Annotated in this window: 23 protein-coding genes; 8 read left to right on the top strand and 15 right to left on the bottom strand. The window is 72.7% G+C overall.

Going from position 1 to position 24,278, the window contains the following annotated elements:
- Window positions 1–221: 221 nt before the first annotated feature.
- Together ABD901_RS49175 and ABD901_RS49170 are read right to left on the bottom strand one after the other, a co-directional pair.
- Window positions 222–1,406 (bottom strand): hypothetical protein, encoded by a 1,185-nt coding sequence (locus ABD901_RS49175; RefSeq protein ID WP_345139813.1) that lies wholly within the window; start codon window positions 1,404–1,406, stop codon window positions 222–224.
- Window positions 1,403–1,942 carry a SigE family RNA polymerase sigma factor gene (locus ABD901_RS49170; RefSeq protein WP_345139810.1) on the bottom strand — a complete coding sequence of 180 codons (540 nt, stop codon included), beginning with the start codon at window positions 1,940–1,942 and terminating at the stop codon, window positions 1,403–1,405. The genes ABD901_RS49175 and ABD901_RS49170 overlap by 4 nt, the downstream gene beginning before the upstream one ends.
- Window positions 1,943–2,216: 274 nt before the next feature.
- Here ABD901_RS49170 and ABD901_RS49165 point away from each other — a divergent pair, with 274 nt between their 5' ends.
- From ABD901_RS49165 to ABD901_RS49150, 4 genes are all read left to right on the top strand, one after another.
- On the top strand, window positions 2,217–3,395 hold the full coding sequence (locus tag ABD901_RS49165; RefSeq protein ID WP_345139807.1) for a flippase-like domain-containing protein: 1,179 nt from the start codon (window positions 2,217–2,219) through the stop codon (window positions 3,393–3,395).
- A gap of 462 nt (window positions 3,396–3,857) precedes the next feature.
- Window positions 3,858–4,841, top strand: coding sequence for an RNA polymerase subunit sigma-70 (locus ABD901_RS49160; protein ID WP_345139804.1), 984 nt, complete (start codon window positions 3,858–3,860; stop codon window positions 4,839–4,841).
- Window positions 4,834–5,532, top strand: a complete 699-nt coding sequence (locus ABD901_RS49155) for an SDR family NAD(P)-dependent oxidoreductase (protein WP_345139801.1) — start codon at window positions 4,834–4,836, stop codon at window positions 5,530–5,532. The genes ABD901_RS49160 and ABD901_RS49155 overlap by 8 nt, the downstream gene beginning before the upstream one ends.
- 165 nt (window positions 5,533–5,697) lie before the next feature.
- Window positions 5,698–6,291 (top strand): hypothetical protein, encoded by a 594-nt coding sequence (locus ABD901_RS49150; RefSeq protein ID WP_345139798.1) that lies wholly within the window; start codon window positions 5,698–5,700, stop codon window positions 6,289–6,291.
- Window positions 6,292–6,404: 113 nt separating this feature from the next.
- Here ABD901_RS49150 and ABD901_RS49145 read toward each other — a convergent pair whose 3' ends face one another.
- Window positions 6,405–7,802 carry a DHA2 family efflux MFS transporter permease subunit gene (locus ABD901_RS49145; protein ID WP_345139796.1) on the bottom strand — a complete coding sequence of 466 codons (1,398 nt, stop codon included), beginning with the start codon at window positions 7,800–7,802 and terminating at the stop codon, window positions 6,405–6,407.
- A gap of 59 nt (window positions 7,803–7,861) precedes the next feature.
- Between ABD901_RS49145 and ABD901_RS49140 the strand changes: the two genes are divergently transcribed.
- Window positions 7,862–8,845 (top strand): RNA polymerase subunit sigma-70, encoded by a 984-nt coding sequence (locus tag ABD901_RS49140; RefSeq protein ID WP_345139791.1) that lies wholly within the window; start codon window positions 7,862–7,864, stop codon window positions 8,843–8,845.
- Window positions 8,846–9,298: 453 nt separating this feature from the next.
- Here the strand turns inward: ABD901_RS49140 and ABD901_RS49135 are convergent, their stop codons facing one another.
- Genes ABD901_RS49135 through ABD901_RS49110 form a run of 6 tightly spaced genes read right to left on the bottom strand, consistent with a single transcriptional unit; the run spans window position 9,299 to window position 13,711 of the window.
- Entirely contained in the window at window positions 9,299–10,075 is a 777-nt protein-coding gene (locus ABD901_RS49135) for an alpha/beta fold hydrolase (RefSeq protein ID WP_345139788.1), read from the bottom strand.
- A gap of 39 nt (window positions 10,076–10,114) precedes the next feature.
- Window positions 10,115–10,348, bottom strand: a complete 234-nt coding sequence (locus ABD901_RS49130) for a sigma-70 family RNA polymerase sigma factor (RefSeq protein WP_345139785.1) — start codon at window positions 10,346–10,348, stop codon at window positions 10,115–10,117.
- Window positions 10,349–10,401: 53 nt separating this feature from the next.
- The gene (locus tag ABD901_RS49125) at window positions 10,402–11,577 is read right to left on the bottom strand and encodes an RNA polymerase sigma factor (protein ID WP_345139782.1); all 1,176 of its coding nucleotides are present in this window, start codon (window positions 11,575–11,577) and stop codon (window positions 10,402–10,404) included.
- A 4-nt stretch (window positions 11,578–11,581) separates the two neighbouring features.
- Window positions 11,582–11,938: a YciI family protein gene (locus ABD901_RS49120; protein WP_345139779.1), complete on the bottom strand. Its 357-nt coding sequence runs from the start codon at window positions 11,936–11,938 to the stop codon at window positions 11,582–11,584.
- 28 nt (window positions 11,939–11,966) lie between these two features.
- Window positions 11,967–13,265: a condensation domain-containing protein gene (locus tag ABD901_RS49115; protein WP_345139776.1), complete on the bottom strand. Its 1,299-nt coding sequence runs from the start codon at window positions 13,263–13,265 to the stop codon at window positions 11,967–11,969.
- 35 nt (window positions 13,266–13,300) lie between these two features.
- Window positions 13,301–13,711: a DUF2000 family protein gene (locus ABD901_RS49110; RefSeq protein ID WP_345139773.1), complete on the bottom strand. Its 411-nt coding sequence runs from the start codon at window positions 13,709–13,711 to the stop codon at window positions 13,301–13,303.
- 48 nt (window positions 13,712–13,759) lie between these two features.
- Here ABD901_RS49110 and ABD901_RS49105 point away from each other — a divergent pair, with 48 nt between their 5' ends.
- A complete protein-coding gene (locus ABD901_RS49105) occupies window positions 13,760–14,584 on the top strand; it encodes a helix-turn-helix transcriptional regulator (protein ID WP_345139770.1) in 825 nt (274 codons plus the stop codon).
- Here ABD901_RS49105 and ABD901_RS49100 read toward each other — a convergent pair.
- The gene (locus ABD901_RS49100; protein WP_345139765.1) at window positions 14,539–14,910 is read right to left on the bottom strand and encodes a cupin domain-containing protein; all 372 of its coding nucleotides are present in this window, start codon (window positions 14,908–14,910) and stop codon (window positions 14,539–14,541) included. The genes ABD901_RS49105 and ABD901_RS49100 overlap by 46 nt on opposite strands.
- Window positions 14,911–14,990: 80 nt before the next feature.
- Between ABD901_RS49100 and ABD901_RS49095 the strand changes: the two genes are divergently transcribed.
- Together ABD901_RS49095 and ABD901_RS49090 are read left to right on the top strand one after the other, a co-directional pair.
- On the top strand, window positions 14,991–15,437 hold the full coding sequence (locus ABD901_RS49095; RefSeq protein WP_345139762.1) for a MarR family winged helix-turn-helix transcriptional regulator: 447 nt from the start codon (window positions 14,991–14,993) through the stop codon (window positions 15,435–15,437).
- 456 nt (window positions 15,438–15,893) lie between these two features.
- A complete protein-coding gene (locus ABD901_RS49090; RefSeq protein WP_345139759.1) occupies window positions 15,894–16,571 on the top strand; it encodes an HIT family protein in 678 nt (225 codons plus the stop codon).
- Between the two features lie 6 nt (window positions 16,572–16,577).
- Here the strand turns inward: ABD901_RS49090 and ABD901_RS49085 are convergent, their stop codons facing one another.
- The 5 genes from ABD901_RS49085 to ABD901_RS49065 all read right to left on the bottom strand — a co-directional run bounded on the left by ABD901_RS49085 (window position 16,578) and on the right by ABD901_RS49065 (window position 24,216).
- Window positions 16,578–17,639: a thiamine-phosphate kinase gene (locus ABD901_RS49085; protein WP_345139754.1), complete on the bottom strand. Its 1,062-nt coding sequence runs from the start codon at window positions 17,637–17,639 to the stop codon at window positions 16,578–16,580.
- Between the two features lie 87 nt (window positions 17,640–17,726).
- Window positions 17,727–18,836, bottom strand: a complete 1,110-nt coding sequence (locus ABD901_RS49080; protein ID WP_345139751.1) for a hypothetical protein — start codon at window positions 18,834–18,836, stop codon at window positions 17,727–17,729.
- Window positions 18,829–22,179 (bottom strand): P-loop NTPase fold protein, encoded by a 3,351-nt coding sequence (locus ABD901_RS49075; RefSeq protein WP_345139748.1) that lies wholly within the window; start codon window positions 22,177–22,179, stop codon window positions 18,829–18,831. The genes ABD901_RS49080 and ABD901_RS49075 overlap by 8 nt, the downstream gene beginning before the upstream one ends.
- Window positions 22,180–22,287: 108 nt before the next feature.
- Window positions 22,288–22,623 carry a PadR family transcriptional regulator gene (locus ABD901_RS49070; RefSeq protein ID WP_345139745.1) on the bottom strand — a complete coding sequence of 112 codons (336 nt, stop codon included), beginning with the start codon at window positions 22,621–22,623 and terminating at the stop codon, window positions 22,288–22,290.
- 333 nt (window positions 22,624–22,956) lie between these two features.
- The gene (locus ABD901_RS49065) at window positions 22,957–24,216 is read right to left on the bottom strand and encodes an ArgE/DapE family deacylase (protein ID WP_345139742.1); all 1,260 of its coding nucleotides are present in this window, start codon (window positions 24,214–24,216) and stop codon (window positions 22,957–22,959) included.
- Window positions 24,217–24,278 lie beyond the last annotated feature (62 nt).

The following is a 24,278-nucleotide window of genomic DNA, read 5'->3' as shown; positions in this document are numbered from 1 at the left end:
AGCGCGAAATCTGCCGCACCCTCCCTCCGCCCGCCACCGCATTCCCGGCTACCGGCCCCCGGGCGCCATCACTGCCACCGGCGAGATCGGGCATAGCGCGCACGCGACGCGCGCTGTGCGGCATGTGCGCGCACGTGATCTCGGTCGGCTGTTGCGGTCGTACGATCCGTTCGACGGACTCCCGGTTTGCCGGCCCCGCATTGCCGCCACCTTGGCGCCGGTCAGCAGCCACGCCAGACGACCGGCACCGTCCGGTCGCTGGCCACCGGGTCGCCGGCTGGCCCCGACGTGGAGATGGCGCCTGCCGATACTTCGACGCCGCCGACCAGGCTGTGCCCGTCAGCGGTGATGCCGGACACGGAACTGCTGTACGGGGTGCCGCCCGGCGGCAGGGGCAGCGCGAAGATCCGGCCGTTGCGCCACAGCGCCGGCGCATCGGTGCTGGTGGTGCCGGCGACCGTTCCGGACGCACTGACTCGGCGTCCGCCGATGCCGGAGATCAGCTCGACGGCGCCGGTCCGCAGGTTCCACCGCACCGCCGCCCGGGCCATCAGGTCATCCTTGTTGCCGGTCGGGGGCAGCTCTGCGTCGCCGACCGCCCAGTCACCCGCGGCAGCCAACGCGGTGGCGGAGTCCGCCCCGGTCGGTACCGGCAGCGCGGTCGTGACGCCGTCCGCGGACCAGCGCAGCGCGTGGGGGAGCGGCACGCCGAAACCGACAGCCACGCCGTCGTCGTTGAGACCTAGTCCGGATGCCCCCGCGACGGTCGAGACGATCGCGACGGTTCCGGTGGTGCGCCAGCGAACCGCTGCCGACGACCCGTCCGCGCGGACCACGGTACCGAGCACGTCACCGTGGGTGTTCACCGCGTACGCGACGCCGCCGAGCCCGCCGTCGGGCAGCGGCAGCGGGACAAGCCGGGTGCCGTCGTACACGGCAGGGCGCTGGTGCTTCTCGTCGCCATATTGAACCCGAGTCGGGCCGGTGAAGCCGACGACCAGCCCGGCAGCGTTGACCGCCTGGGGAGCGAACGCCCCCGGCAGTACTCTCACCGTTCCGCCGGTCCACAGCACCGCCTGCGGCGCGGCCCGGGTTCCGGCCAGCCCGATCACGTACCGGCCGGACGGGTCGATCCCGTTGGCCACCACTCCACCGGTGGTACCGGCCGGGATGTCCAGCTGTTCGACCACGCAGCCTGTCCCGGCAGCCGTGATCGGCGTGGTGGCGACCGTCCGCACCACCGCGGCGGCGCCGAACGTGGCCAGCACCGCCGCGCCCGCCGCGGCACCCACGAGCCGGGCCCTGCGTCGATTCCGGCGTCGAGCCTCGACCAGCACATCTGCGGCCTGGAGCCCGGACGGAGGTAGGTCCTGCCGGGCGTAGCGGCGCAAAGTGTCCTCGATCATGCCTGTCCCCTTAGGTGCGCTGCGATGGTGGCGGGAACCGACGCGGGTGCGCGCTCGCCGAGGACAGCCCGCAGGGCCCGCAGCCCGTGATGGCTGCGACTCTTGACGGTCCCCTCGGAACAGCCGAGCACCTGGGCGACGTCGGAGACCGGCAGGTCGCACAGGTACCGCAGGATCACCGTCATCCTTTGCCGTACCGGCAGACGGCCCAGTGCTTCCCGGATCACCAGCCGATCGTCGACCCGGCCGCTGCCCGACTCGACCACCGAGTCCGGCGGATCACCGCGAAGCAAAACCCGGGACCAACTACGCCGCTGGTACGTCAGGCAGGCTCTCACCACCATGGTGTGCACGTACGCATCCATGCTCGCCACGTCGGTGAGCCGCCCCCACCGCCGATACAGAACGGTCAGGGCGTCCTGCACCGCGTCGTCAGCCCGGTGGCCGTCGCCCAGCACCAGGTATGCGGTCCGCCGCAGCGACGACAACCGGGACTGGACATACTCGACGTACTCGTGCTCCTGCTCGGTGCGCAACAGCCGCCTCCCTCGTGGGCTCCACCCAGGTGATGCGCCCAGCACCGGCACAGGTTCAAAATCGGCACCAGGCCGACCGCCAAGGTCGAAGAGCCGGCGACGCGCCACCCACCACGACGTCGGCAAAACGACCACACGAGACAAGACCCTCAAGGCCCGCAAGCAGCGCGAAGGTTCTCGTCACGCACCAGCAATTGAGGCAGGACGGTGTGTCGTCCTCCACCGGCCGTACAGCGTTCAGCGGGTTCTCATGTCGCTGCCGCACCCTACGTGTATGCACAGTGACCTCGTTCGCTCGCTGGCCGTGACGCCCGCGTCGGCGTCGCGCGCACCGGCCGTGCGGATGTGGCGTCGCTGGGTGGCTTTCGCCGTCACCGTCGCAGCGGTGACGCTCGCGTTGGTACTGCTGCGCCGGTCGCTGCCGGATCCGGGCATCGTGCTGGAGATGCTGACGGCCGCCCGGTGGTGGTGGCTGGCGCTGGCGGTGCTGTTCGAAGTCGGCTCGGTCGTGATGTATGCCCTGCAGCAGCGCCGGCTGCTCACCGCGCTCGGCGGCGCCATGAGCCGGTCCCGCGCGGTCGGGCTGTCCCTCGCGCGTACCACGCTGTCCACGGCGATGCCGGCCGGCGGGGCAGTGTCTACGACATTCGCGGTGCGCCAGTTCCTGGCCCACGGCGCGACCAACGCGGCGGCCCTCGCCACCGCCGCGCTGACGAGCCTGCAGGCCAGCGCCGCGGTCGTGCTGGTCTACCTCGGCTGGATCGCCGTGGCCGGACTGGACCGCCTGGACACCGCCGACCTGCCGTTACTGGCCGTCGCTCTGGCGGTGCTGTGTGTGACCGTTGTGCTGGCCGGCCGTCGGACGCTCGTCTCACGCAATGTCACCGTGCTCACCGCGCCGGTTGAACCCCGGCCGCACGCCGACGAACAGCACACTGCAGGTTCGTCGGGTCGATGGAGGCGCCTCATCGTCGCCTTCGGCTGGGACACGACCCGGGCATGCGTTTCGCTGCCGAGGCGAGATTGGGTGTTCTCGGCTGGCGCGGCGGTCGCCCGCCGGATGTTCGACCTGGCCTGCCTGGCCGCGGTCGCCGCCGCATACCGACTCGACACCGGCATCGTCGCCATGATCGGCGCCTACCTCGCGGGCCTGCTCGTCCGCCAGATCCCTCTCGTCGCCGGCGGCGCCGGCCTGGTCGAGGCAAGCCTGCTGGCATCCTTGGTGGCCGTCGGCGCCGACGGCACAGCAGCCGCCGCGGTCGTCGTGGTCTACCGCCTGCTGTCCTGCTGGCTGGTCGCACTCGCCGGCCTACCGGCCGTGCTCACCCTCGGCGCCACCTGGCCCGGCACGACCCGAAGCGCTCGCCTACGTACCCAAGCGGGTGTGAGCGGCCGGGACCTTCGTGATCCCGTCGGCGGCCATGCCCCACTCGATGTCCGCCGGCGTCGGTGAGGATGCGCATCTGACTTTGATAGGCAGATGTGGCTCCAGCCGGTGCACCGTGTGGGCACCCCGGCGAGCCGGGCGAACTGCAGACGACCGCCGGCGGCGTCGAGGCGACTCAGGTGGAGTACCTCACCCGCCTTGGGACGGCGCCGGGCGAGCACCTTGATCGCCGCGTGCAGGTCGGGGGCGTGGGTGCCGAGCGGCTCGCCGGCCGGATGACCCGCGGCCCGCCGCCGTGCCTCGTCGCCGGCCGCGTGCCGGGCCGCGAGCCAGTCCTCCCGCCGCTCGGCCGCAACCTGGCCGTGCCGAACGACGTAGGCGCTGAGCAGGTCGGTGACGGTATCCCGGTCGGCGGCCGACGTGCGCGCGATGATCTCGAGCGCGTAGATGCCGCCGAGGCGCGCGTTCGCCGTCGCCGAATGCTGGCGCCCGCGACGACTTTCGGCGGTGCGCGGGGTCTACACGTGGGTGACCGTTGTTGGCCGGGCCGAGCGCCTGGTAACCGATGAGGACGAGTTCGCCCGGCTCACCGAGCCCTTCCGGCGCGAGCTCACCGTGCACTGCTACCGCATGTCCGGCTCCGCCCAGGATGCCAAGGATCTCGTGCAGGAGGCCTACCTGCGCGCCTGGCGCGGGTTCCGGGACTTCGCCGGGCGCTCGTCGGTGCGCGTCTGGCTGTACCGGATCGCCACCAACGTGTGTCTCACGGCGCTGGCCCGGCGGCGGCGGGACCTGCCGGCGGGGCTCGGGGCGCCCGGCGGGGACACCTGGCGGCCGCCGCCGCTGGCCGGGCCTGAGGTGGCGTGGGTGACGCCGTTCGCCGGCGGGGTCGCCGGGGAGGGCGAGGACCCCGCCGCCGTGGTCGCGGGGCGGGGGAGCGTGCGACTGGCGCTCGTCGCGGCGCTGCAGCACCTGCCGGCGACGCAGCGCGCGGTGCTGCTGCTGCGCGACGTCCTCGGCTGGCGCGCGAGCGAGGTCGCCGACCTGCTGGACACCTCGACGGACGCGGTGCACAGCCTGCTCGCGAGGGCGCGGGAGCGGCTGCGGCGCGCCGAGCCCGACGAGGACTCGCTGCGCGAGCCGCCGCCGGGGCAGGCGCAGCGGCGCCTGCTCGACGGGTACGCCCGCGCCTTCGCCGACGCCGACGTGGACGGGCTGCTCAAGGTCCTGCGCGCCGACGTCGCCCTGGAGATGCCGCCGCACCTGTCGTGGTTCGCCGGGCGGGACACGGTCGGGGAGTTCCTGACCCGTGTCGTGTTCCCCGCGCTCGGTCGCACCCGCCTCGAGGCCGTCACCGTCAACGGCGGGCCGGGCTTCGCGGTGTACCACGGCGAAATCCCGCATGCCGTGCAGGCCGTCACCGTCACCGGGCAAGGCATCGCGCGGATCGTGTCGTTCAACGATCCGGCGCTGTTCACCACCTTCAACCTGAGCAGGGGGAGTCATGTCTGAGCGCACAGCCGTCGTCACCGGGGGCACCCGCGGGTTCGGGCGCGGCATCGCCGGCGCGCTCGGCGCCGCCGGGTACCGCGTCGTCACCGTCGCGCGCGGCGAACAGGCCGACGTCGTCGCGGACGCGGCTGAGCCGGGGGTGGCCGAGAAGGTCATCGCCGAGCACGTGCCTTCGGTCCTCGTGTTGAACGCGGGCGCGGTACCGCACACCGCCGCCCTGCCCGAGCAGACCTGGGAGACGTTCACGCGGCCGTGGGAGGTCGACGCCCGGCAGGCGTTCGAGTGGTGCCGGGCGGCGCTGCGCCAACCGCTGCGCCCCGGCAGCCTGGTGGTGGCCGTGTCCAGCGGCGCCGCGCTCGGCGGGTCGCCACTGAGCGGCGGCTACGCGGGTGCGAAGGCGATGGTGCGCTTCCTGGCGCGCTACGCCGACGAGGAGGCCGCCCGCGCCGGCCTCGGCATCCGGTTCGTGGCCCTGCTGCCGGGCCTGTCGCCGGGCACCGCGGTCGGCAACGCCGGCGCGGCGGCGTACGCGGGGCGGCAGGGCATCGACCTCGCCGAGTTCACGGCCAAGCTGGGACCCGTGGTGACCCCGGAGGTGATCGGCGCGGCCGTCGCCGGGCTCGCCCGGGACCCCGCCGCCGCGGAGATCGCCTACACCGTGTCGGCGGAGGGGCTCAGCGGGCTCAAGTAGCGGTACAGCACCGGCGTCGGCATGGCCCTGGCCGTCGTTGTCGACGCCACCCTCATCCGCGGCGTGCTCGCCCCGGCCCTGATGCGCCTGGCGGGCCGTGCTAACCGGTGGGCGCCCCGGCCCCCTGCGTCGCGCGCCGAAGATCATCGGCGAGAATGTCTCGCCATGACGGGGACGCCGATCACGCAGCTCGACCTCAACGGTTTCCAGCAGGTGGACCAGCTCGCCTGGCTCGACGACAACGGCATCGGGCTCACGCTGCACTACTTCGACCTCCCGCCGGACCTGCCCGCGCCGCTGGAGCGGTTGCCGGAACTGCAGGCGGCGCTGGCCCGGCAAGCCGCGGAGGCCGGCGCCGGGCTCATCGAGGCCGTCGTCGAGCCGGTCGACGGCCTGCCCGCCGTGCGCCAGATTGTGAAGGTCCCGCACTGGCAGGGCCACGGCCAGGTCTTCCTCGGCTCGTACACCGTGCCCCGGGCGACCTGCAGCACCGTGCTGAAGCTGCAGGCGCCCGAGCAGGGCATGACCGGCCTGCGGGAGGCGGTCGTCGCGGACCGGCTCGGCCCCGACCGGTACTTCGTCCCGTCCCCGTACGCGCCGGACGCCACGGGTGGGCTGCCGTTCCACATGGGCGACGACCCGCAGTACGACGCCATGTTCCCCGACCACCCGCTGAGCCTGCTCCGCCAGGCGCTGCGCCGCCTGCTGCCCACCGTGCGCCTCGACCCGCGGTTCAAGGCGGAGCCGGCCTTCGCGTAGCGGGTTTCAGGCCGTCACCCGCTGCGCGGGCTGGTGCGCGGTCTCAGGCCGGGGCCGGCCCTGCAGCGACAGCGCGCCCACGGCGCTCGCCACCGGCCTTCGCGTAGCGGGTTTCAGGCCGTCACCCGCTGCGCCGACTGGTGCGCGGTCTCGGGCCGGGGCCGGCCCTGCAGCGACAGCGCGCCCGCGGCGCTCGCCACCAGCGCGAGCGCCGCGGCGACGAGCATCGCCGAGCGGAACCCGCCGCCGAACGTGCCGCCCGCCGCCGAGAAGACGGCGCCGAGCACCGCCACCCCGAACGCCCCGCCCAGCTGCCGCAGCGTGCTGAACGTCCCGCCGGCCTTCGCCATCTCCGCCGGCGCGACCCGGCTGACGACGGCCCGCGTCGCCGCCGGGATCGTCAGCGCGATCCCGAGCCCGCCGAGCGTCAGCGGCACGACCAGCGCCAGGTAGGAGCCGCCGCCGGCGGCCACCACCCCGGTCCACCCCATCCCCGCGGCGAGGCACAGCGCCCCGACGACGATGAGCGACCGCTCGCCGAACCGGTCCGCCAGGGCACCCGCCCGCGGCCCGACCAGCAACGGCGCCACCCCGAAGGGCAGCAGCCACAGGCCCGCGACGAAGGCGCCGTGGTGGTACGACACCTGGAAACACTGCGCCGTGAAGAAGATGGCCCCGAGCAGCGCCGCGTTGGCAAAGAAGATGACGACGTTCCCCCCGGCGAACGGCCGGGACCGGAACAGCCGCAACGGCAGCATCGCCGCCGTCGCCACCCGCTCCCGCAGGACGAACCCGACGCCCGCCGCGATCCCGGCGCCGAGCGGCACCAGCGTCTGCGCGGACCCCCACCCGGCCGCGTTCCCGCGGACCAGCGCCCACACGATCCCGAGCGCCGCAACGCCCGACAGCAGCAGCCCCGGCAGGTCCAGCGGCGCCCGGACCCCACGGCTCTCCGGCGTGCGCGCCAGCAGCGGCGGAATCGCCAGCAGCCCGATCGGCACGTTGATCCAGAAGATCCACTGCCACGCGATCCCCTGCGTGATCGCCCCGCCGACCACCGGCCCGACGGTCGCGGCGAGCCCGGTGACCCCGCCGTACACGCCCAGCGCCCACCCGCGCCGCTCGGGCGGGAACGCCGCGTTCAGCAGCGCCAGCGCCAGCGGCATGACGAGCGCCGCCCCGGCCCCTTGGACGGCGCGCGCCGCGATCAGCGTCCCCACCGAGGGCGCCAGCGCACACGCCACCGAGGCCAGACTGAACATCGCCAGCCCAGCCGCGAACACCGCCCGCCGCCCGAGCCGGTCCCCGAGCGCCGCCCCGGTGAGGATGAGACAGGCGAAGCTCAACGTGTAGGCGTTGACGGTCCACTCGAGGTCCTCGAGCGAGGCCCCGAGATCGCGCTGAATCGTGCTCAACGCCGTCGCCACGACCAGCATGTCCAGAATGACCATGAACGACGCGGCCGCCGACAACCCCAGCACCCAGCGCTGCGTAACGGAAGTTTGACTCATGCCCCGGTTAGACACGGCCGCGACCGTTTTCTGGTCGCGCCGGTGTCACCATGGACGTGATGACCGCATTGTCGAGGGCCCGCGAGGGCGACAACACCGCGTTCGCCGAGCTGGTCGAGCCGTTCCGCCGCGAGCTGTACGTGCACTGCTACCGGATGCTCGGCTCCGTCCAGGACGCCGAGGACGTCCTGCAGGAGACCCTGACCGCCGCGTGGCGCGGCCTGTCCGGTTTCGGCGAGCGCGCTTCGCTGCGCACGTGGCTGTACCGCATCGCCACGAACCGCTGCCTGAACTGGCTGCGCGACGGCGAGCGCCGCCCCCGGACGGTCACAACGTTCCCACCGGGCGTGGAGCCGCCCGAGCCGACGCGCCGCGTCGACCCGATCTGGCTCCAGCCGATCCCGGACACCCTGCTGTCCGGCCTGCCCGACGACACCCCCGGTCCCGAGGCCCGCTACGAACGCCGCGAGGCTGTGTCTTTGGCGTTCGTCGCCGCGGTGCAGTCCCTCCCACCCCGCCAGCGCGCCGTGCTCCTGCTACGCGACGTCCTCGGCTACCGCGCCGCCGAGGCGGCGTCGCTGCTGGACATGACGGAAGACGCCGCAAACGCCCTGCTCCGCCGCGCGAGGTCCGCCGACTTCCCGCAGCCCGGCTCCCCACCCCCTTCGCCACGCCAGCGCCAGGCAGCGGCCGCTTTCGCCACGGCCATCGAGGCCGGCGACGTGGACGCCATGGTCCAGCTCCTGACCGATGACGCCTGGCTGACGATGCCCCCCGCCGAGCTGGAGTACCAGGGCCACGAGGCCATCGCGACCTTCATGCGCAACATCGGCTTCCGCTCCGGCCACCGCCGCTACAGCCTGATCCCGACGTCGGCCAACTACCAGCCCGCCTACGGCTGCTACGTCAGCGACGACGGCGCCCCGATCGCCCACGCCCACGGCGTGCTGGTCCTGACCGTCACCGACACGAAGGTGAGCGCCTTCACCCGCTTCATCGACAACGCCCTGCTCCCGTACTTCGGCCTCCCTCGCCGCCTGTAAACCCACCACCGCGACCCCGCCCCGCCCGCCTCGCCAACACCGCACGGCACCGCCCGCCTCGTCGGCGCGGCATCGCACTGCGCCGGCCAGCGTCGCCTGCGTTGCACCCACCGCGTCGCGTCGCCTGCCTCGCGAGCACCACCCCGCACCACCCGCCTCGCGAGCGCGCCGGACTTCGCCCTCCTCGACGCGGACCCAGGGGCCGAGGCGGGCCCAACGGAGCCAGGGGCGAGGCGGGCCGACCGCCGCAGCTGCAAGGCCGTCGACCGCGCGGGCGAACGCCGCAACTGCAAGGCCGGCTCCGCTGATTGGCGAACGGCTCGTGCGCCATCGTCGAGCAGCGAACGGGACGCCTCGGCCGTGGCGGACCGCTTATCCACGACGCTACACGACCCGACCAAATCCCCGGCCAGGACGATCGCGCAGAGTCAACCATCGTTGCGGCGGGTAATCTCAGGACGTCACGCAGCGCTCCAACCAGTCGATGAACAGGGCGTCGAACAGTGGCGGCCGTTCGATCTGCAGGTTGTGGCCGGCCGCGTCCAGGATCGCGTACGTGGCCCGCGGATAGTGCGGCAACAACGCGTACTGGTCCTCGTAGCCCACCGTCGCATCCTGGCGGCCGGTCAGGATCAACGTCGGGCGATCGAACGCCGGCCCGGTCTCCGGCGCCGTCGACAGCACCCACCGCTGCCGGATCCGCGCCATCGCATCCACATCGGCCGCCTCCAGCCCGGGCTGGATCTCCTCCTCGAACCGCCGCAGCGTCTCCCGAGTCCGCACGACCGCCATCTCCAGGAACTCGGGATCGGCAGACTCCAGCCCGGGCTCGACGACCAGGGCCGCGTGGCCGGGCACGGTGCGCGTCGCATGCTCGACGGCGACGCCGGTCGGGCAGATCAGCGCCAGCCCGAGGACCTGCGAGCGGCGAAGCCGAGCCAGTCCCCGGGCCATGTACCCGCCATAGGACTCGCCGATCAGCAGAAACGGCGCGGACCCGATGTGCTCGGCGATGAAGGCGTCCAGCGCCGCCAGCATGTCGTCCGACGACGCGACCTCCGGCCCGGCGGGGGAGCGTCCCATCCCGGGCAGGTCCGGATAGAACCGCCGGTAGTCGTCGGAGAGGCGGGAGAACAACGGCTCCAGGCACCCGAGCATGAGCCGGTGGTCCGGCGTCCAACCATGGATCGCGAGGACGGGCGTCCCGCTGCCGTGCGACACGAAGAACATGCCGGCATCTTCGCAGCAGGGTACGACAAAAAACCGCCCCTACAACCCGGCGTGGACGAGCCGATCACGCAGGGTGGCCAAGGCGCGGGCGGACTGCGATTTCACCGTGCCGGTGCTGCAGCCCAGGGCGCGCGCGGTCTGCTCGATCGACATGTCGCAGCAGTAGCGCAGCACCAGGACCGCGCGGCGGCGGGGTGGGAGCTGGTTGAGCAGGTCCAGGACCGGCAGGCGGTCGACGATCGCGTCCGGCGGTTGTAACGCTGAGGGAGCCATGACATGCACGATGATGATCGCCGCTGACGCGGCGCTGAAACGGCCCTGACGTGCTACAGCTCGGCCAGGCGCGACTCGAGGTGCGAGCGCTGGGGCGCGCTGAGCTCCAGGGCGAGGGCCGCGCAGTACGCCGCGCGCGCCGCGGGCACGTCACCGAGACGGGACAGGAGCTCGGCCCGGGTCGCGTGCCACCACGGGTACGACTCAAGGCCCGAAAGCCGGGAAACCAGCGCCAGCCCGGCCGACGGGCCGTCCCGCTCCGCGACGGCGGCGGCCCGGTTGAGGCGCACGACGGGGGTGTCCTGGACGGTCAGCAGCACGTCGTACCACGAGATCACCGCATCCCAGGCGGTCTCCGCGTAGGTCGGCGCCAGCGCGTGGCAGGCCGCGATCGCCGCCTGCACGGCGTAGCGGTCCGGGCGGACGGGGCTGCGGCGCAGGGCGGTGCCGAGAATCGTCACGCCCTCCCGGATCGCGGCCCGGTCCCAGCGGGAGCGGTCCTGGTCGGGCAGGAGCACGAGGCGGCCGGAGGCGTCCAGGCGGGCGGCGCGGCGCGAGTCCTGCAACAGCAGTAACGCCAGGAGGCCGAGCGCGGTCGGCTCGTCGGGCATGAGCCCGGCCAGCATCCGGCCGAGGCGGACCGCCTCGCCGGCCAGGCGCGCACCCCGCAGGTCGTCGTAGGCCTTGTTGAAGATCAGGTACACCGTCGCCGCCACCCCGTTCAGGCGTTCCGGCAGGTCGGCGTCGGGCGGCACGCGGTACGGTATCCGCGCATTCTGGATCTTCTGCCGCGCCCTGGTCAGGCGCTTGGCCATCGTGGGCTCGGGCACGAGCAGCGCCCGGGCGACCTCGTCCGTGGCGAGGCCGCCGAGGGTGCGCAGCGCGAGCGCCACCTGCGCGTCCAGGGACAGCGCGGGGTGGCAGCAGGTGAAGATCAGGCTCAGCAGGTCGGTGTCGGGGGCGACCTGGTCCTCGGGCAGCATGGCCAGGGCCTCCTTCGCCGGGCGCTGGGCCTCGCGGCGGATCAGGTCGACGGCGCGGTGCCTCGCGGTGACGATCAGCCAGGCGCGCGGGTTGTACGGCACGCCGTCGCGCGGCCACGTCAGCAGGGCGCGCTCGATCGCGTCCTGGGTGGCGTCCTCGGCCAGTTCGAGGCTGCCGGTGAGGCGGACGAGGGTGGCGAGGACCCGCGCACCCTCGTCGCGCACCAGCCGGGCGAGCTCGTCCAACGCGCTACTGCTGGAAGACGATCACCGGGCGGATCTCGACGGCGCCGTTCCACGCGGCCGGGATCCGCGCGGCGAGCGCCACGGCCTCGTCGAGGTCGGCGCACTCCAGCAGGTAGAAGCCGGTCAGCGCCTCCTTCGTCTCGGCGTACGGCCCGTCGCTGGTCAGCACGTCGCCGCCCTTGCCGCCGTTGACGCGCACGGTGGTGGCGGTGGCGGTGGGGTACAGCGCGTGCCCGCCCTTGATGACCGCCGCCGCGGCCTGCCCGAACGCGTTGTACTCGCGCATCTCCTCGGCGTGCTCGGGCCCGGGCCGGGACCAGTCGACGTCGTCGGTGTAGGTGAGTGCGACATACAGAGCCATGGTGTTCCTCCTGAAGGGAAGTACGACTTCACCCTAAGGACGAACGGGCCGGGTGCGCGAAGGACACCGCGAGCGACTCCATATTCCACAGGACCCGCTCGGCCTCGCGCGGTGCGATCAGCGCGGTGTCGGCGTCGGCGGTGCAGCGCACGGCGCCGGGCACCTCCGGCAGGTCCTCGACGTCGAGCAGGAACGGCGCGAACGCGGGGCGGTCCTGCCGGCGCACCCACGACAGCCGCGACGCCGGCAGCGCCGCCTCGACGTCCTCGGCGCTCGGGGCGTCCATCGGCACCGGGCCGCGCCGGTCGCCCAGCAGGCAGCCGATCTCCAGCGGCTCGCCGCGCTCCGCCGACACCCGCTCCACCAGGGCCCGCAGGTCGCGCCGGTCGTAGTACCCGTGCTTGAACGCGCCCAGCGCCGCCCGCCGCGCCCGGTCCACCAGGTCGGCGAGGTCGGTCTCGCAGTCGACGAGGCACAGCGACGCCTGCACCGCCGGGCACACCACGTCGGCGAGCCCGGCGCGGAAGCGGTTGCCGACCAGCGGCCGCACCACGACCGGGTTGAGGCCGAACGTCTCGTGCACCGCCGCCGCGAACAGCGCCAGCAGCGTCACCGCCGGGTCGACGTCGAGGCGCGCGGTGATCGCCCGCAGCGCCAGGGGCAGCGCCGCCGAGTCGAACCGCGCCCGCCAGTACCGCGGCGAGCGCGGCACCACGGGCGTCGCGAAGCGCTGCGCCGGCATCGCCCGCAGCACCGACTCGAAGTGGCGCATCGCGCCGCCGTTCTGCCGCCGCCCGGCCGGCGAGGCCTGCCAGGCCGCCTGCGCGAGCGGCGCGAGGCCGGCGACGGGCTCCGCCGGACGCTCGGCGACCTCGCGCCGCATCGTCCGTGCGCCCGCGGCGTCCGTGGCGAAGCGCGACACGAGCACCACGAGGTGGGCGGGGACGCCGTCGCGGGTCACGACCGCGGCGCGGATCGGCCATTCGCCGGCAAGATCCAAGGGCCGCATCCGGTACCGCTCAGCCACCGCCTCCGGGTCGACGCCCTCGACGACCTCGACCCTGAGCTCGCCGGACGCGAAGACCTCCTGCTCGGGCGCGGCGCCGCCGGTGCGCGGGCGCAGCCGGGTGCGCAACGTGACGTACCGCTGCATGAGAAACCGCAGCCGCTCGGCGACGTCGTCGATCGTGGTGCCCGCCGGCACCGCCCGCGCACCGCCCAGCGGCATCCAGTGCCCGAGCTCCCGCACCGCGTGCCAGGCCTCGAGCTGCCCCCACGACAGCGCGCCGCGACCCGCACCCGGCCCCTCGAACGGGATGACGATCATGCATGCTCCTCGATCCGGCGCGCATCCGCCGGAATCTAACCATGCAGGCGGGCCCCCTTGAGAATCCTGTCCACGGCGTTCTTCGGCCCGTGCAGCGCGATCCCGACGAGGTTCAGGCCGGCCCTGGCCACGGCGCGTACCGCGGCCCGGTTGTCCTCGTCGTTGCCGGTCTTGAACAGCTCCTCGGTGAAAACTGCACAGGCGACGCCGCGCTCGACGGCCCGGCCGTGCGCGGCCGACAGCACCGCCGCGTCGCCCTCGAAGACGAGCACCGGCTGGCCGAACATCGGCAGGTACCGCGTGCCGTCCGCGTCGGCGTAGTCCGCACCCAGCAGCTCCGGCTGCGTGCCCGCGACCCCGCTGACGAGGAACGCGGTCACGTTGAGCCGCTGCCACACGGCCAGGTCGTCGCGCAGCAGGACGGCGATCTTCGTAGGAAAGGTCATGCCAGCACCATGTGCCGTGCCGCGCCGGTTGGCTTGTACGTTGTGAACATGGCGTCCGAGCTCGTCACGGCGTGGCGCCCGCGGGTGCCGGGCGTCGCCGAGGTCTTCCACGCGCACTTCGTCGACCACGCGTACCCCTTGCATGTGCACGACGCGTGGACGCTGCTCATCGTCGACGACGGCGCGATCCGCTTCGACCTGGACCGCCACCACCGCGGCGCGGCCGGCGCCGCCAGCGTGACGATCCTGCCGCCCGACGTCCCGCACGACGGCCGCGCCGCGACGCACCACGGTTTTCGCAAGCGCGTGGTGTACCTCGACGCGGCCGTCCTGCCCCCGTCCCTGTCCGGCGCCGCGGTGGACCGCCCCGGCTTCGACGATGTCGTGTTGCGCCTGCGCATCCACCAGCTGCACCAGGCCCTGCACCGCCCCGGCGACGAGCTCGAGGCGGAGAGCAGGCTGGCGCTGATCCGGTCCCGCCTGCGCGAGCACCTGGACCGCCATTACCTGGGAGAGGATGCGGTACCGCAGCCGCGGCGCCTGGCCGACGGACTGCGCGACCTGCTCGACGCCCGCACCGCGACGGGCATCACCCTGAAGGAGGCCGGCGCCCTGCTGGGCAGCCACCCCGGACATCTGGTTCGAGCGTTCACGACGGCTTTCGGACTACCGCCGCATCGGTACCTCATGAGCCGGCGCATCGAACAGGCCCGCCGCCTGCTGCTGGCGGGCCGGCGACCGGCCGACGTGGCCGCCGAGGTGGGTTTCCACGACCAGGCCCACCTGCACCGGCACTTTCGCCGGCACGTGGGCGCGACGCCGGGCGCCTACGCGGCCCAGGGCGGCGTCCCGAACAGGCTGCCGTCCATGTGATAGGCCGTGACCCCCGCCTTCAACGCCACCTGCACCTCGGCCGGCTCGTCGCTGGGGTTCCCCAGCTCGATCCGCTCGCCCGCGGGCACCACCGCCGAGTCCCCGCCGGTGAGCACCTCTCCGTCGGGCGTGATCCGGATCGCCCCGGACAGCACCACGAACACTTCGTCCCGGTCGAGCGTGTGCGGAATCGACTGGCTCCCGCCCGGCACGGTGAGCCGCCAGGTGCAGATCTCCTTCGACCCGTGGCTGGGCCCCGCGTACACCACGAACTGCGCCCCGTTGAGCTCGAATCGCGGCGCATCGGCCGCACGGACGATACTCATGTCTTCGCAACTTCCCTTCGTCGTTCGCTCCTGCCGTTAGAAACTAAACCAGGTTTCGCACTTTGTAAACGGGGTTTCGCATGTCCGACCTCACCGACGCCGAACTGCGCGCGCTCCCGCTGGGCCGCCTCCTGCTGCAGGCCCACCGCCGCGCCCAGGCGGCGTCGCTGGCCAAGCTCCAGGCCAGCGGCCACGCCGAGATCCGCCTGGGCCACGTCCCGGTCCTGACGAACCTGGACCCGGACGGCACCCGCATCACGGACCTGGCCGCGCGGGCGGGCATGACCCGCCAGATGACCGGCCGCCTGGTGAAGGAGCTCGAGTCCCTGGACTACGTGCGTTCCCGCCCGCACGAGACCGACCAGCGCGCGGTCGTGGTTTCGCTGACGGAACGCGGCGAGCGCTTCCTGGTCGAGGCCCCTTCGGCAATGGCGGCCGTGGACCGCGACTTCGCGTCCCTCCTGGGCCCCGCGGACCTGACCCACCTCCGCGAGATGCTCCTGCGCATAGCCGAGGCTGATTCGTAGCTCGCTGCGCTCGCGGTGGGGGAGCTCCGCTCCACCCACACCCCCTCAAGACCTGCAGCGGCGTGCTCGTACGCGCCTGTCGGGGCACCGGTGTCCCAGCCCCGTCGGTGGCGCGTTTCTCAACCCGCGCTGGGCAGCCGCCTCGCGCCGCAGTGCCAAATAGTCCGGAATATCGGTTTTTCGGTTATTCGACGACTTGATCGCCGGTGCGCCAACGGCCCGACCAGCCACGACGCGACGGGAGCGCCCGTCGCCGGGAATCGCGGCCGCAGGCACCCCAAAGGCACTCGCGCCCAGCGCTACGTGCTGTGCTGACGGCGGCCGCACGCGCGGCGTCGGCGGTGACCGTTGCACGCCGCGCCGGGCGCAGGGCGGGTGACCGAACGGGCGACGTCCCGCCGACGCGCCGGATCATCCTCCTGGTGGCGCCGCCCGCCGCGAGTAAAGTCTGCACGCATGGCCCAGCCCGACGGCCCGTGCCCGTTCTGCGACAAGGTGATCGCAGGCCGCAACCGCACCGCCTTCGACGTCCCGCTCGCGGATCTCGGCGCCTTCCTCTTGGCGCCGGCGCTGGGCATGTTCGTGCCCGGCTACCTGCTCCTCGTCGCCCGCGACCACGTGCCATCGTTCGCCCATCTGGGCGCCGAAGGGCTCGCGGCGGTCGAAGCCTGGCGGCGGCGCCGGCTGCCGGGGCTGGGGGAGCGGTTCGGCGAGTACTTCGCGTTCGAGCACGGGATGGGCGCGCCCGCCGACGGGCGGACCGGCGCCTGCCTCGACCACGCGCACCTGCACCTCGTCCCATCGGCCGCCGGCGCAAAGGTGATCGCCGACGCGCTGCCCTGGGAGGAGATCCCCTCCTACGAGGCGCTCGCTGACGCGCGTGGCGTGCGCTACTCGTACTTCGGGCGCGGCGACCGGCACCTCGTCGTCCGCGACGTCGACCTGCCCAGCCAATGGGTGCGTCGGCAGACCGCGTGCGCGCTCGGGCTCGACACCTGGGACTGGGCGGCCTACGCCGGCGAGCTGGAGCTGGCCGTCACGCTGGCGAAGGTCGAAGGACACGAGCTCGGGAGCGCCGCGCCTTCCTCCCCAACGCTACACCCCACCCTAAAATCGACGCACCTCGTGTCGTGAGCGGCGTTAACTCTTCGTGATCGGGCCCTCGAGCAGGCGCTTGCGGTAGCCGTCCAGGCCGCCGGTGAACTGGGACTCGTATGTGAATCGCTCGTTGTCCAGGTTCAGCAGCTCCACCGGGCCCGCCTCACCCTCCAGGTGGAAGCCGGGGCGGTCGGTGACCGTGCCGACGCGGAACACGCCCCAGCCCTCGGCCGAGCACAGCTCCAGCAGCTCCGCGACCCGCTCGGGCGCGACCGCGCACACCAGCTGGAGGTCGCCGAATCCGAGGGCCAGGCGCAGTGGGTCGTGGCCGTAGCGTTCCGCGATTCTCGTGACGATTCCCTGGTACTGCATGTGCTCCGGCTCCACGATCACGCCGAGCCCGTTGGACTGGGTCAGGCACCACAGCGAGCCGTACAGGCCGTCGGAGTTGTCGGTGCAGGCGGCGACCAGCCCGCGTGACTGCAGCGCGCGGCCCACGGCTACGCGCGGGACGGGCTTGAGCAGCGCGTCGAACAGCGCCGCCCGCTCGTCGCCGGGCAGGGTCAGGCTGTTGTCGAAGGCAAGCATGCCGGCCCAGAAGTACCCGGTGTCGCCGATCGCGAAGATCGTGTGGCCGGGCGCGGCGCCGTGGCGGGAGAGGGGCTCGCCGCTCGGGACGACGCCGAACGCGGTCGCCGAGCAGTGGGTGTCGCCCTCCTTGAGGTTGCCGCCGAGGACCTTGGTGCCGACCGAGGCGCAGCAGTCGTCGACGCCGTCGAGGAGGCGCTCGAACTTCGCCACGGACAGGTCGGACGACAGCACGAACGAGGTGAGCAGGCCGGCGGGGACCGCGCCGGCGGCCGCGATGTCGCTGAGGTTGAGCGCCGCCGTCAGCCAGCCGAAGTAGTACCAGTCGAAACCGCCGTGCGCCCACGCGGCGGGCTCGGGCGCCGGGTCGGTGGTGGCGACGAGCCGGCCGCCGCCGAGGCGCTCGCCGTCGAGCACGACGGCGGTGTCGTCGCCGAAGCGCCAGGTGTTGGCGGCGTAACGGGTGCGCAGCAGGTCCGAGATCAGGCGTCGTTCGCCGATGTCGATCAGACGCATCTTCACAACCTACCGCTCTGTCCCAGAGTCTGGACTCACAATTGGATGATGGCTACCTGTGGGTGATGCGACCGTGAAGCGCGCCGACTACCGACGCAGATTGTCGAGGAACCGACCCTTCGGCCGCCACTGCTCGAACTGGTGCAGCAGCCGGTAGATCCACAGGTGTTCGACGCTCGACACGAGGGTACGCCCGGCCGCGACGAACGAGCCGTGGGTATGGATGCGTTCCGCGACGACCCAGACCACCTCGACGACGAAGCGCTCGACCTTGCGCGACAGCGGCAGCCCGGAGCGGATGAGCGCGAGCGCGGCGAGGCAGTGCGGGGAGTACAGCACGAAGGTGAACTCGTGGTCGGCCAGCGGAGTGCGCTGGTTGCGCTGCGGCACGAGGTACTCCAGCGCCTCGAGCGTCCGCAGCACGTCCTGCGGCGCCGTGCGCTCCGCCCAGTCGACGATGCTGCGCAGGCAGGCCGCGCGCGCGTCGGCCTCGTCGTCCGAGATCCCCGCGGGCCGCTCGTCGCCGGACCACAGCGCCAGATGGCAGATCGACAGCGTCGCGATGCTCTGCACTTCGGGGTCGAGGTGCTGCACCAGCCAGCCGGCCGCCTCGCGCCAGGCGGTGCCGGCCCGCACATCGGGAAAGCGGGCCAGGGCGAGCAGCGCGCACGCGGTCGCGTGCACCTTCGAGTCGGTGAACTGGTCCAGCCCGCCGTTGCCGCGGAAGTCCGGCCACCCGGCGTTCACCCGGCGCATGGCGAGCAGCAGCTGCACGGCCCGGAACTCAGTACCCGGCACGCTGTCCAGGTGCGCCTCGACCACGTCGACGAGCGCCGCCACCTTGTACAGGACCTCGAGGTCGTGCTTCTCCCGGAAGTACGTGCGGATCTCGCTCGCCTGCCGCTCGAACATCTCCTGCGCCGCGTGATCGAGCGGCAGGATCATCCCCGCCATCCCGCACAGCCCGGCGTGCCGCGCCGCGTCGTGCCGCAGCAGCACCTGAATCCCGGCCGACGTGCCGTAGATCCCGAACTGGTTGCTGATCTCCCGCCTGCCCAGGTCGAGATACTGCCCCCACGCCACAAGGTTCCCGTGCCCGTTCGGCGCCACGATGGCCTCGAGGAACAGGGTCTCGATGACGTTGCGCGCGTGCGCACTGCGCTGCCGCACGGCCGCGAGGTCCCGCCCGCTAGGCATCGTCGCCGCCCATCAACTCGGGTGGAATTTGATCCGGCGGTACATCATGAAGCAGCGCCCTCGCAGCCTCCAAGTGCTCCCGCGCCGCATCCTCCCGCCCCGTCATCCGTTCAGCCCGGGCCAGCAGGAACAGCGCATGCGCCCGCCCGATGACGTCGTCGAGCGCCATCGCGATCGGGTACAGCCGTTCGGCCCACCGCAGAGCATCCGCTCCGTGGCCCTCGTCCAGCAGGTACTGGATGACCCGGCGCTGCAGCTCGGCCGTCGGCCCGGCGGCCACCTCGTACTTCTCGGCGTGCACGAGGAACGCGTTCAGGTTCGGCCACAGCAGCGGATCGTGCATTCGTGCGAGTGCGTCGCGGATCTGTTCGAGGATGAGCTTGGCCTTGGAGAAGTCCAGCCGGTCACCGACGAGCCGGTGCACGAGCGGCTGGACGGTGACGACCGCGTCCTCGATCGCGATGAGGTTGGCCTGGGCGAGCGCGCCGAGCGCGCGGTTGAACTCCAGGTCGTCGGTCCGGGATGCCGCCAGGAGCAGCAAGTTCCGTGGCACCGCCGCCGAGTCCAGCAGTGCCAGCGTCTGCAGGAGGCGCTCGGCGCCCGTGTCCGGGTCACGCACCCACGCCAGCGCCGCGTCGAGCGCCTCGCTGACCGGTGCGGCGCCGTCCGCACCGCGCAGTGCGTCCTCGGGCCGGCGGCGGTAGAGCGTGAGGTAGTCCGCGACGGGCATCGAGGTCGCCCGGATCACCCCGGCCGCGGCAACGAGCGCGAGCGGCAGGAAACCCAGCCCGCGCGCCAGGTCCCCGATGGTGCTGGAGTCGCCGCGCCCTGCCAGGTGAGCACGCAGGATCTCCACCGCCTGCTCGCTCTGCGGCACCGGCACGTCGACGACCGTCCCCAGCGTTCGAGGCCGGCGCCGGGTGGTGACCAGCACGTGCCCGGGCGTCGACGGCAGCTGGGTCAGCAGGCGGTCCGGGTCCGTGGCGTTGTCGAACAGCAGCAGCCACTGCCCGCCGTCGGCCAGCGCGGTCAGTGCGGCCCGGGCGTCGACCGCCGGCCGTCCGGTGCCGCGCCCGCCGAGGGCGTAGCTCAGCTCGACCAGCGAGGCCTCGATCGTCTCCGCGGAGCGCGCGTCGACCCACCACACGACGTCGTAGTCGCTCGCGTGGCTGCTCGCGTACTGGCGCGCCGTCGTCGACTTGCCCACGCCGAACAGGCCGTTCAGGGCGCATACCGTCGGGCCGCTGGTCTGCGGGGCCTCCAGTGCGGCCTCGATGCCGGCGATGAGATCGGGGCGAGGTACGAGGGCGCTCGGCGGTGGGCGCAGGTTCGTGATCCGGGCGCCGCGGCCGGGGAAGATGACCCGGGCGCCGTCGTCGCCGGACTCGGTGGTGACGCGGTGCTCGGCCAGGACGAGGCTCAGCAGCCCGACGGCGGCCTCGGCGGCGTCGAGACCGCCCATCGCGAGCATCCGGGACTCGGGGAGGTGGGCCGGGAGGTCCGTCTGGTCGATGCGGATGCCGATGAGCCGCGCACCGGCCGCGCCCGCCGCGATGACGGCCTTGCGCGCCGCGTCCGAGCCGATCGCGGCGGCGGAGACGGCCATCACGAGGTACACCGGGAACTCATCGTCGGTGATGAGCTCCGGCAGGCGGGCGGCGTCCTCGCCGAGACGGGACATGGACACGATGTAGCCGGCGTCGGCGAGCACCCGGTTGGCCCAGTGCGCCCAGCGCACGTCGTCGCGCAGGTAGGCCACGACGAAACGGGCCGGCCCGTCGCGCTCGGGCGCCTCGCTGGCGGGCGGCGCGGCCGAGGCGATGTCGACGGCGTCGACCGTCACCTCCTGCACCAGCGTCAGGTACTCGGCCACCGGCGCCAGCTCGAACGAGTCGCCCGCGCCGACGCTCTTGCACAGCAGGCCGGGCAGGTCGGGGTGGCGTTCGATGTACGGCTGCACCCGGGCCTCGACGACGGCGTCGACCGGCGCCGGCGGCGCCTCGCCGGGCGGTGGGGCGGGCCGGCGGGCGTGGCGCTCCAGCTGCGCGAGCAGCGACGGGTCGCGGATCGCCTCGCGGTACACATCCTTGAACTGCGACTGGATGACGACGAGCTTGGCGAGGACACCGACCACCAGCCGGGCGCCGCCGAGCTCGGCCGGTGCGAGGCTCTTGAGCAGCGTCAGCATCTGCACGTGGCGCTTGATCCGTCGCGGGTTGTACGGCTTGGCACCCCGCAGCACGATGTGGCAGTCGCGCACGTCGGCGTCGGCGGTGAGGCCGCGGATGTACTCCTCGACCCGGTGCTCGTCCGGCGGCGGCAGCGAGAACGGCAGCTGGACGATCTTCTCGAAGTACGTCTCGCCGAGGGCGCGCAGGGCGGTCTTGTCGCCGAGGTCCTTGTACTTCACGGCGACCGCGTGCTCGACGATGTCGCGGTCGGCGGCGAGCAGGAACACGCAGCCGGGCACGTCGAGGAAGAGCTTGACGGTCTCGAGGATCTGCAGCGTCTGCTCGGGCAGGCAGCGGTCGAGGTCGTCGATGGCCACGACGAGGGGCCGGTCCGGGCAGGCGAGCGCGACGATGTCGTGGAAGTCGTCGGCGAACTCCTCGATCATGGCGATGCGCCCACGGTACGTCCGGGGCCGCTTGAACCGCGAGAAGTCCACGCCGACCTTGGTGTCGAACACCTTGAGCAGCGCCATCGGGTTGGACGCGATGAGCGCGACGGCGCCGACCACCAAAGCGATCCACGGCCCACTCGTCTGCGGCTGGGGCAGCCCGATGCCGTGCGCGGCGTTGGTGAGCAGGTCGTGGAGGTCCTTGTTCTCCGATACGAGGCTGGCCGCGATCGCGATGAAGGACAGCAGGATGACGATGCGGACGAGGAACCCGAGGGTCTTGCGTGCCACCTCGGTGATGCCGGCGACCAGGCGCACCGAGCGCAGCCAGATCCGCGTCCGGAGCACGGCGCGCCGGACCGGGCCGCCCGTGTGCAGGCCGTCGAGTATGACGTCGATGAGCGTCGGCCACAGGTCCTCCTCGCGGGCGTACCGCCACGCGTCGAACCGGATCACCGTGGTCACGCCGCGGTCCCGCAACGCCTCCTGGAGCAGGTTGAGGAATGTCGTCTTGCCGCTGCCCCAGGCGCCGTAGATGCCCACCGTCCACGGCGTGCTGCTGCGGGGGATGCCGGCGATCGCATCCGCCAGGGGCACGACGAAGCGATCGAACCCGAGTTTGTCCTCAGTGGACGCCTGGTCCGCCACGGCGTGCGAGACGGGCGCGCTCGACCGGCCGCGGCGCGGCTTCCACTCGCTGCGCCGGTTGCGGCGACGGCGCATATGCCCTCCGTCGATGATGACCAAGTGGTCACAATTTGCCACTCACCGTGTTGACTGGCAAGTGGCCGACCATCGGACCTCATTCCGCGTCGGCATCGACCTCCGTAGTTATGCGGCCGGCACGTGCGCCGCCCGCAGCCGGCGTTCGGCGGCCGCGGCGTTTCGGTGCAGGCGATCGGTCTCGTTGCTCAGCAGCTCGCGGCCGACCTCGGTGAGGCGGTAGTAGCGGCGCAGGCGCGACGCGACGACCTCCTCGCGATCCACCTCGATCAGGCCGTCGGCGCGCAGCCGGTCCAGGATGCCGTACAGCGTCCCCGCCTGCAGCCGGACCCGGCCCTCCGAGATGCGGCGCACGTCGTCCAGGACGCTGTACCCGTGCTGCGCCTCGGCGGCCAGGGCGGTCAGCACCAGGAAGGTCGGTTCGCGTAACGGTAAGCCAGTCATGCGCGTCACTTTATTAAGACGATCGATATATGACATCCACCGATCGGTTGGCCGGGCCACTGTCCAAATAGTTAACTGTCTTAACAGCAGTGGGTCAATGCCCGCCGACCCTCGACCACATCGAGTAACTTTACTACTACACTGAGTCTCCCGCGAGTGCCGCCTCGACCCCGAGGTGCGGTGTGTGAAGACGAACCCGGCGCCAGCCCCACGCGCACGACACGCCCACCACACGCTCGCCGCGCTGCGCGGGCGTGGGGCCGTTCGAGGCCAACGCCCTGCAGGTCGCCGTCGTGCACCGCTGAGACCTGCAGGGCGCGGACGCGTGGCCGTTCAGGAGTCGTTGACCGCCAGGTGGAGCAGGGTCTCGGCGCAGGCGTGTACCTGGTCCAGCGAGACGCGCTCATCGGGGCAGTGGCCGTAGCCGACGCCGGGGCCGTACTGTACGGCGGGGATGCCGGCCGCCGTCAGGAGGCGCAGGTCGGAGCCGTACGGGGCGCCGACGACCTCCGGGGCGGGGCCGCCGTGGACGCGGGCGTGGGTCGACACGACGCGCTGGACCAGGTCGGTGCCCGAAGGGCAGCGGCCCGACGCGAACTGGCCGCCCCACCACTCGACGGTGACCGGGTGCTCCTTCAGCCACGGGTCGGCGGCGCAGGCCTCGGCGACGGTGGACTCGAACGCGGCGCGAGCCTCGGCGACCGGCTCGTCCAAGGCCACGCCGAAGCGGCCCTCGGCGATGAGCAGGTCGGGGACCGTGGAGGCCCAGTCGCCGGAGCGGACCGTTCCTACTTCCAGTGGGTAGGCGATGTCCCAGCGGCGCATCATCGGGTCGACGGTGCGGTTGCGCGACGCCTCGAGGGCGCGCAGTACCGGGAAGATGAGCTGGAACTTCTCCACGGCGCTGACGCCGGACGTGCGGGCGCAGGCGTGCGCGGCCAGGCCGGGCACGCGCAGGCGGAACGTCAGGGCGCCGCCGTTCGCGGCCAGGACGTCCTGGGCGGTGGGCTCGGTGATGACGCAGGCGCCGGCGCGCCAGCCGCGAGCCAGGGTGGCGTAGGTGCCGAGGCCGCCGTCCTCCTCGCCGACGACCGCGGCCAGCAGCAGGTCGCCGCGGGGGCGGGTGCCGGTGCGGTGCAGGGCCAGGAACGCCGACAGCGCGGCGACGAAGCCGCCCTTCATGTCGCAGGCGCCGCGGCCGTAGGCGTGGCCGTCGCGGATCTCTCCGGACCACGGGTCGACGGACCAGGTGGCGGGGTCTCCGGGGGGTACCACATCCAGATGCCCGTTGAACATGAGCGCCGGGGCCTCGGGGTCGACCCCGGGCAGGCGCGCCACCAGGCCCCACGCCTCGTCGCGGCCGACCTCCATGCCGGGGAAGTCGGGGCGGGCGGACAGCTCGGCGACGGGGATCGGCCACAGGTCGATCTCGACGCCCTCGGCGCGCAGCAGCCCGGCGACGTGGTGGACGATCTCGCTTTCCGCTGCGGTTCCGCCCACACTGGGTATCCGGATCAGGTCGCGCAGCGTGCCGGTCGCCTCGGCGCGGGCGTGCCGCAGGGCGTCGAGTGCGGGCTGTACATCATGGTTCACGAGGGTCTCCAACAGCTTGCTCTTGGGTGGGCAAGCGTACTCATCCAAGAGCGCTAACATCA

Origin of the sequence: Dactylosporangium darangshiense (assembly GCF_039537565.1) — a bacterium.
Classification (GTDB): Bacteria; Actinomycetota; Actinomycetes; order Mycobacteriales; family Micromonosporaceae; genus Dactylosporangium; species Dactylosporangium darangshiense.
Note: the sequence above shows the minus strand (reverse complement) of the source record. Positions and strands in the feature narration are given on the sequence as shown.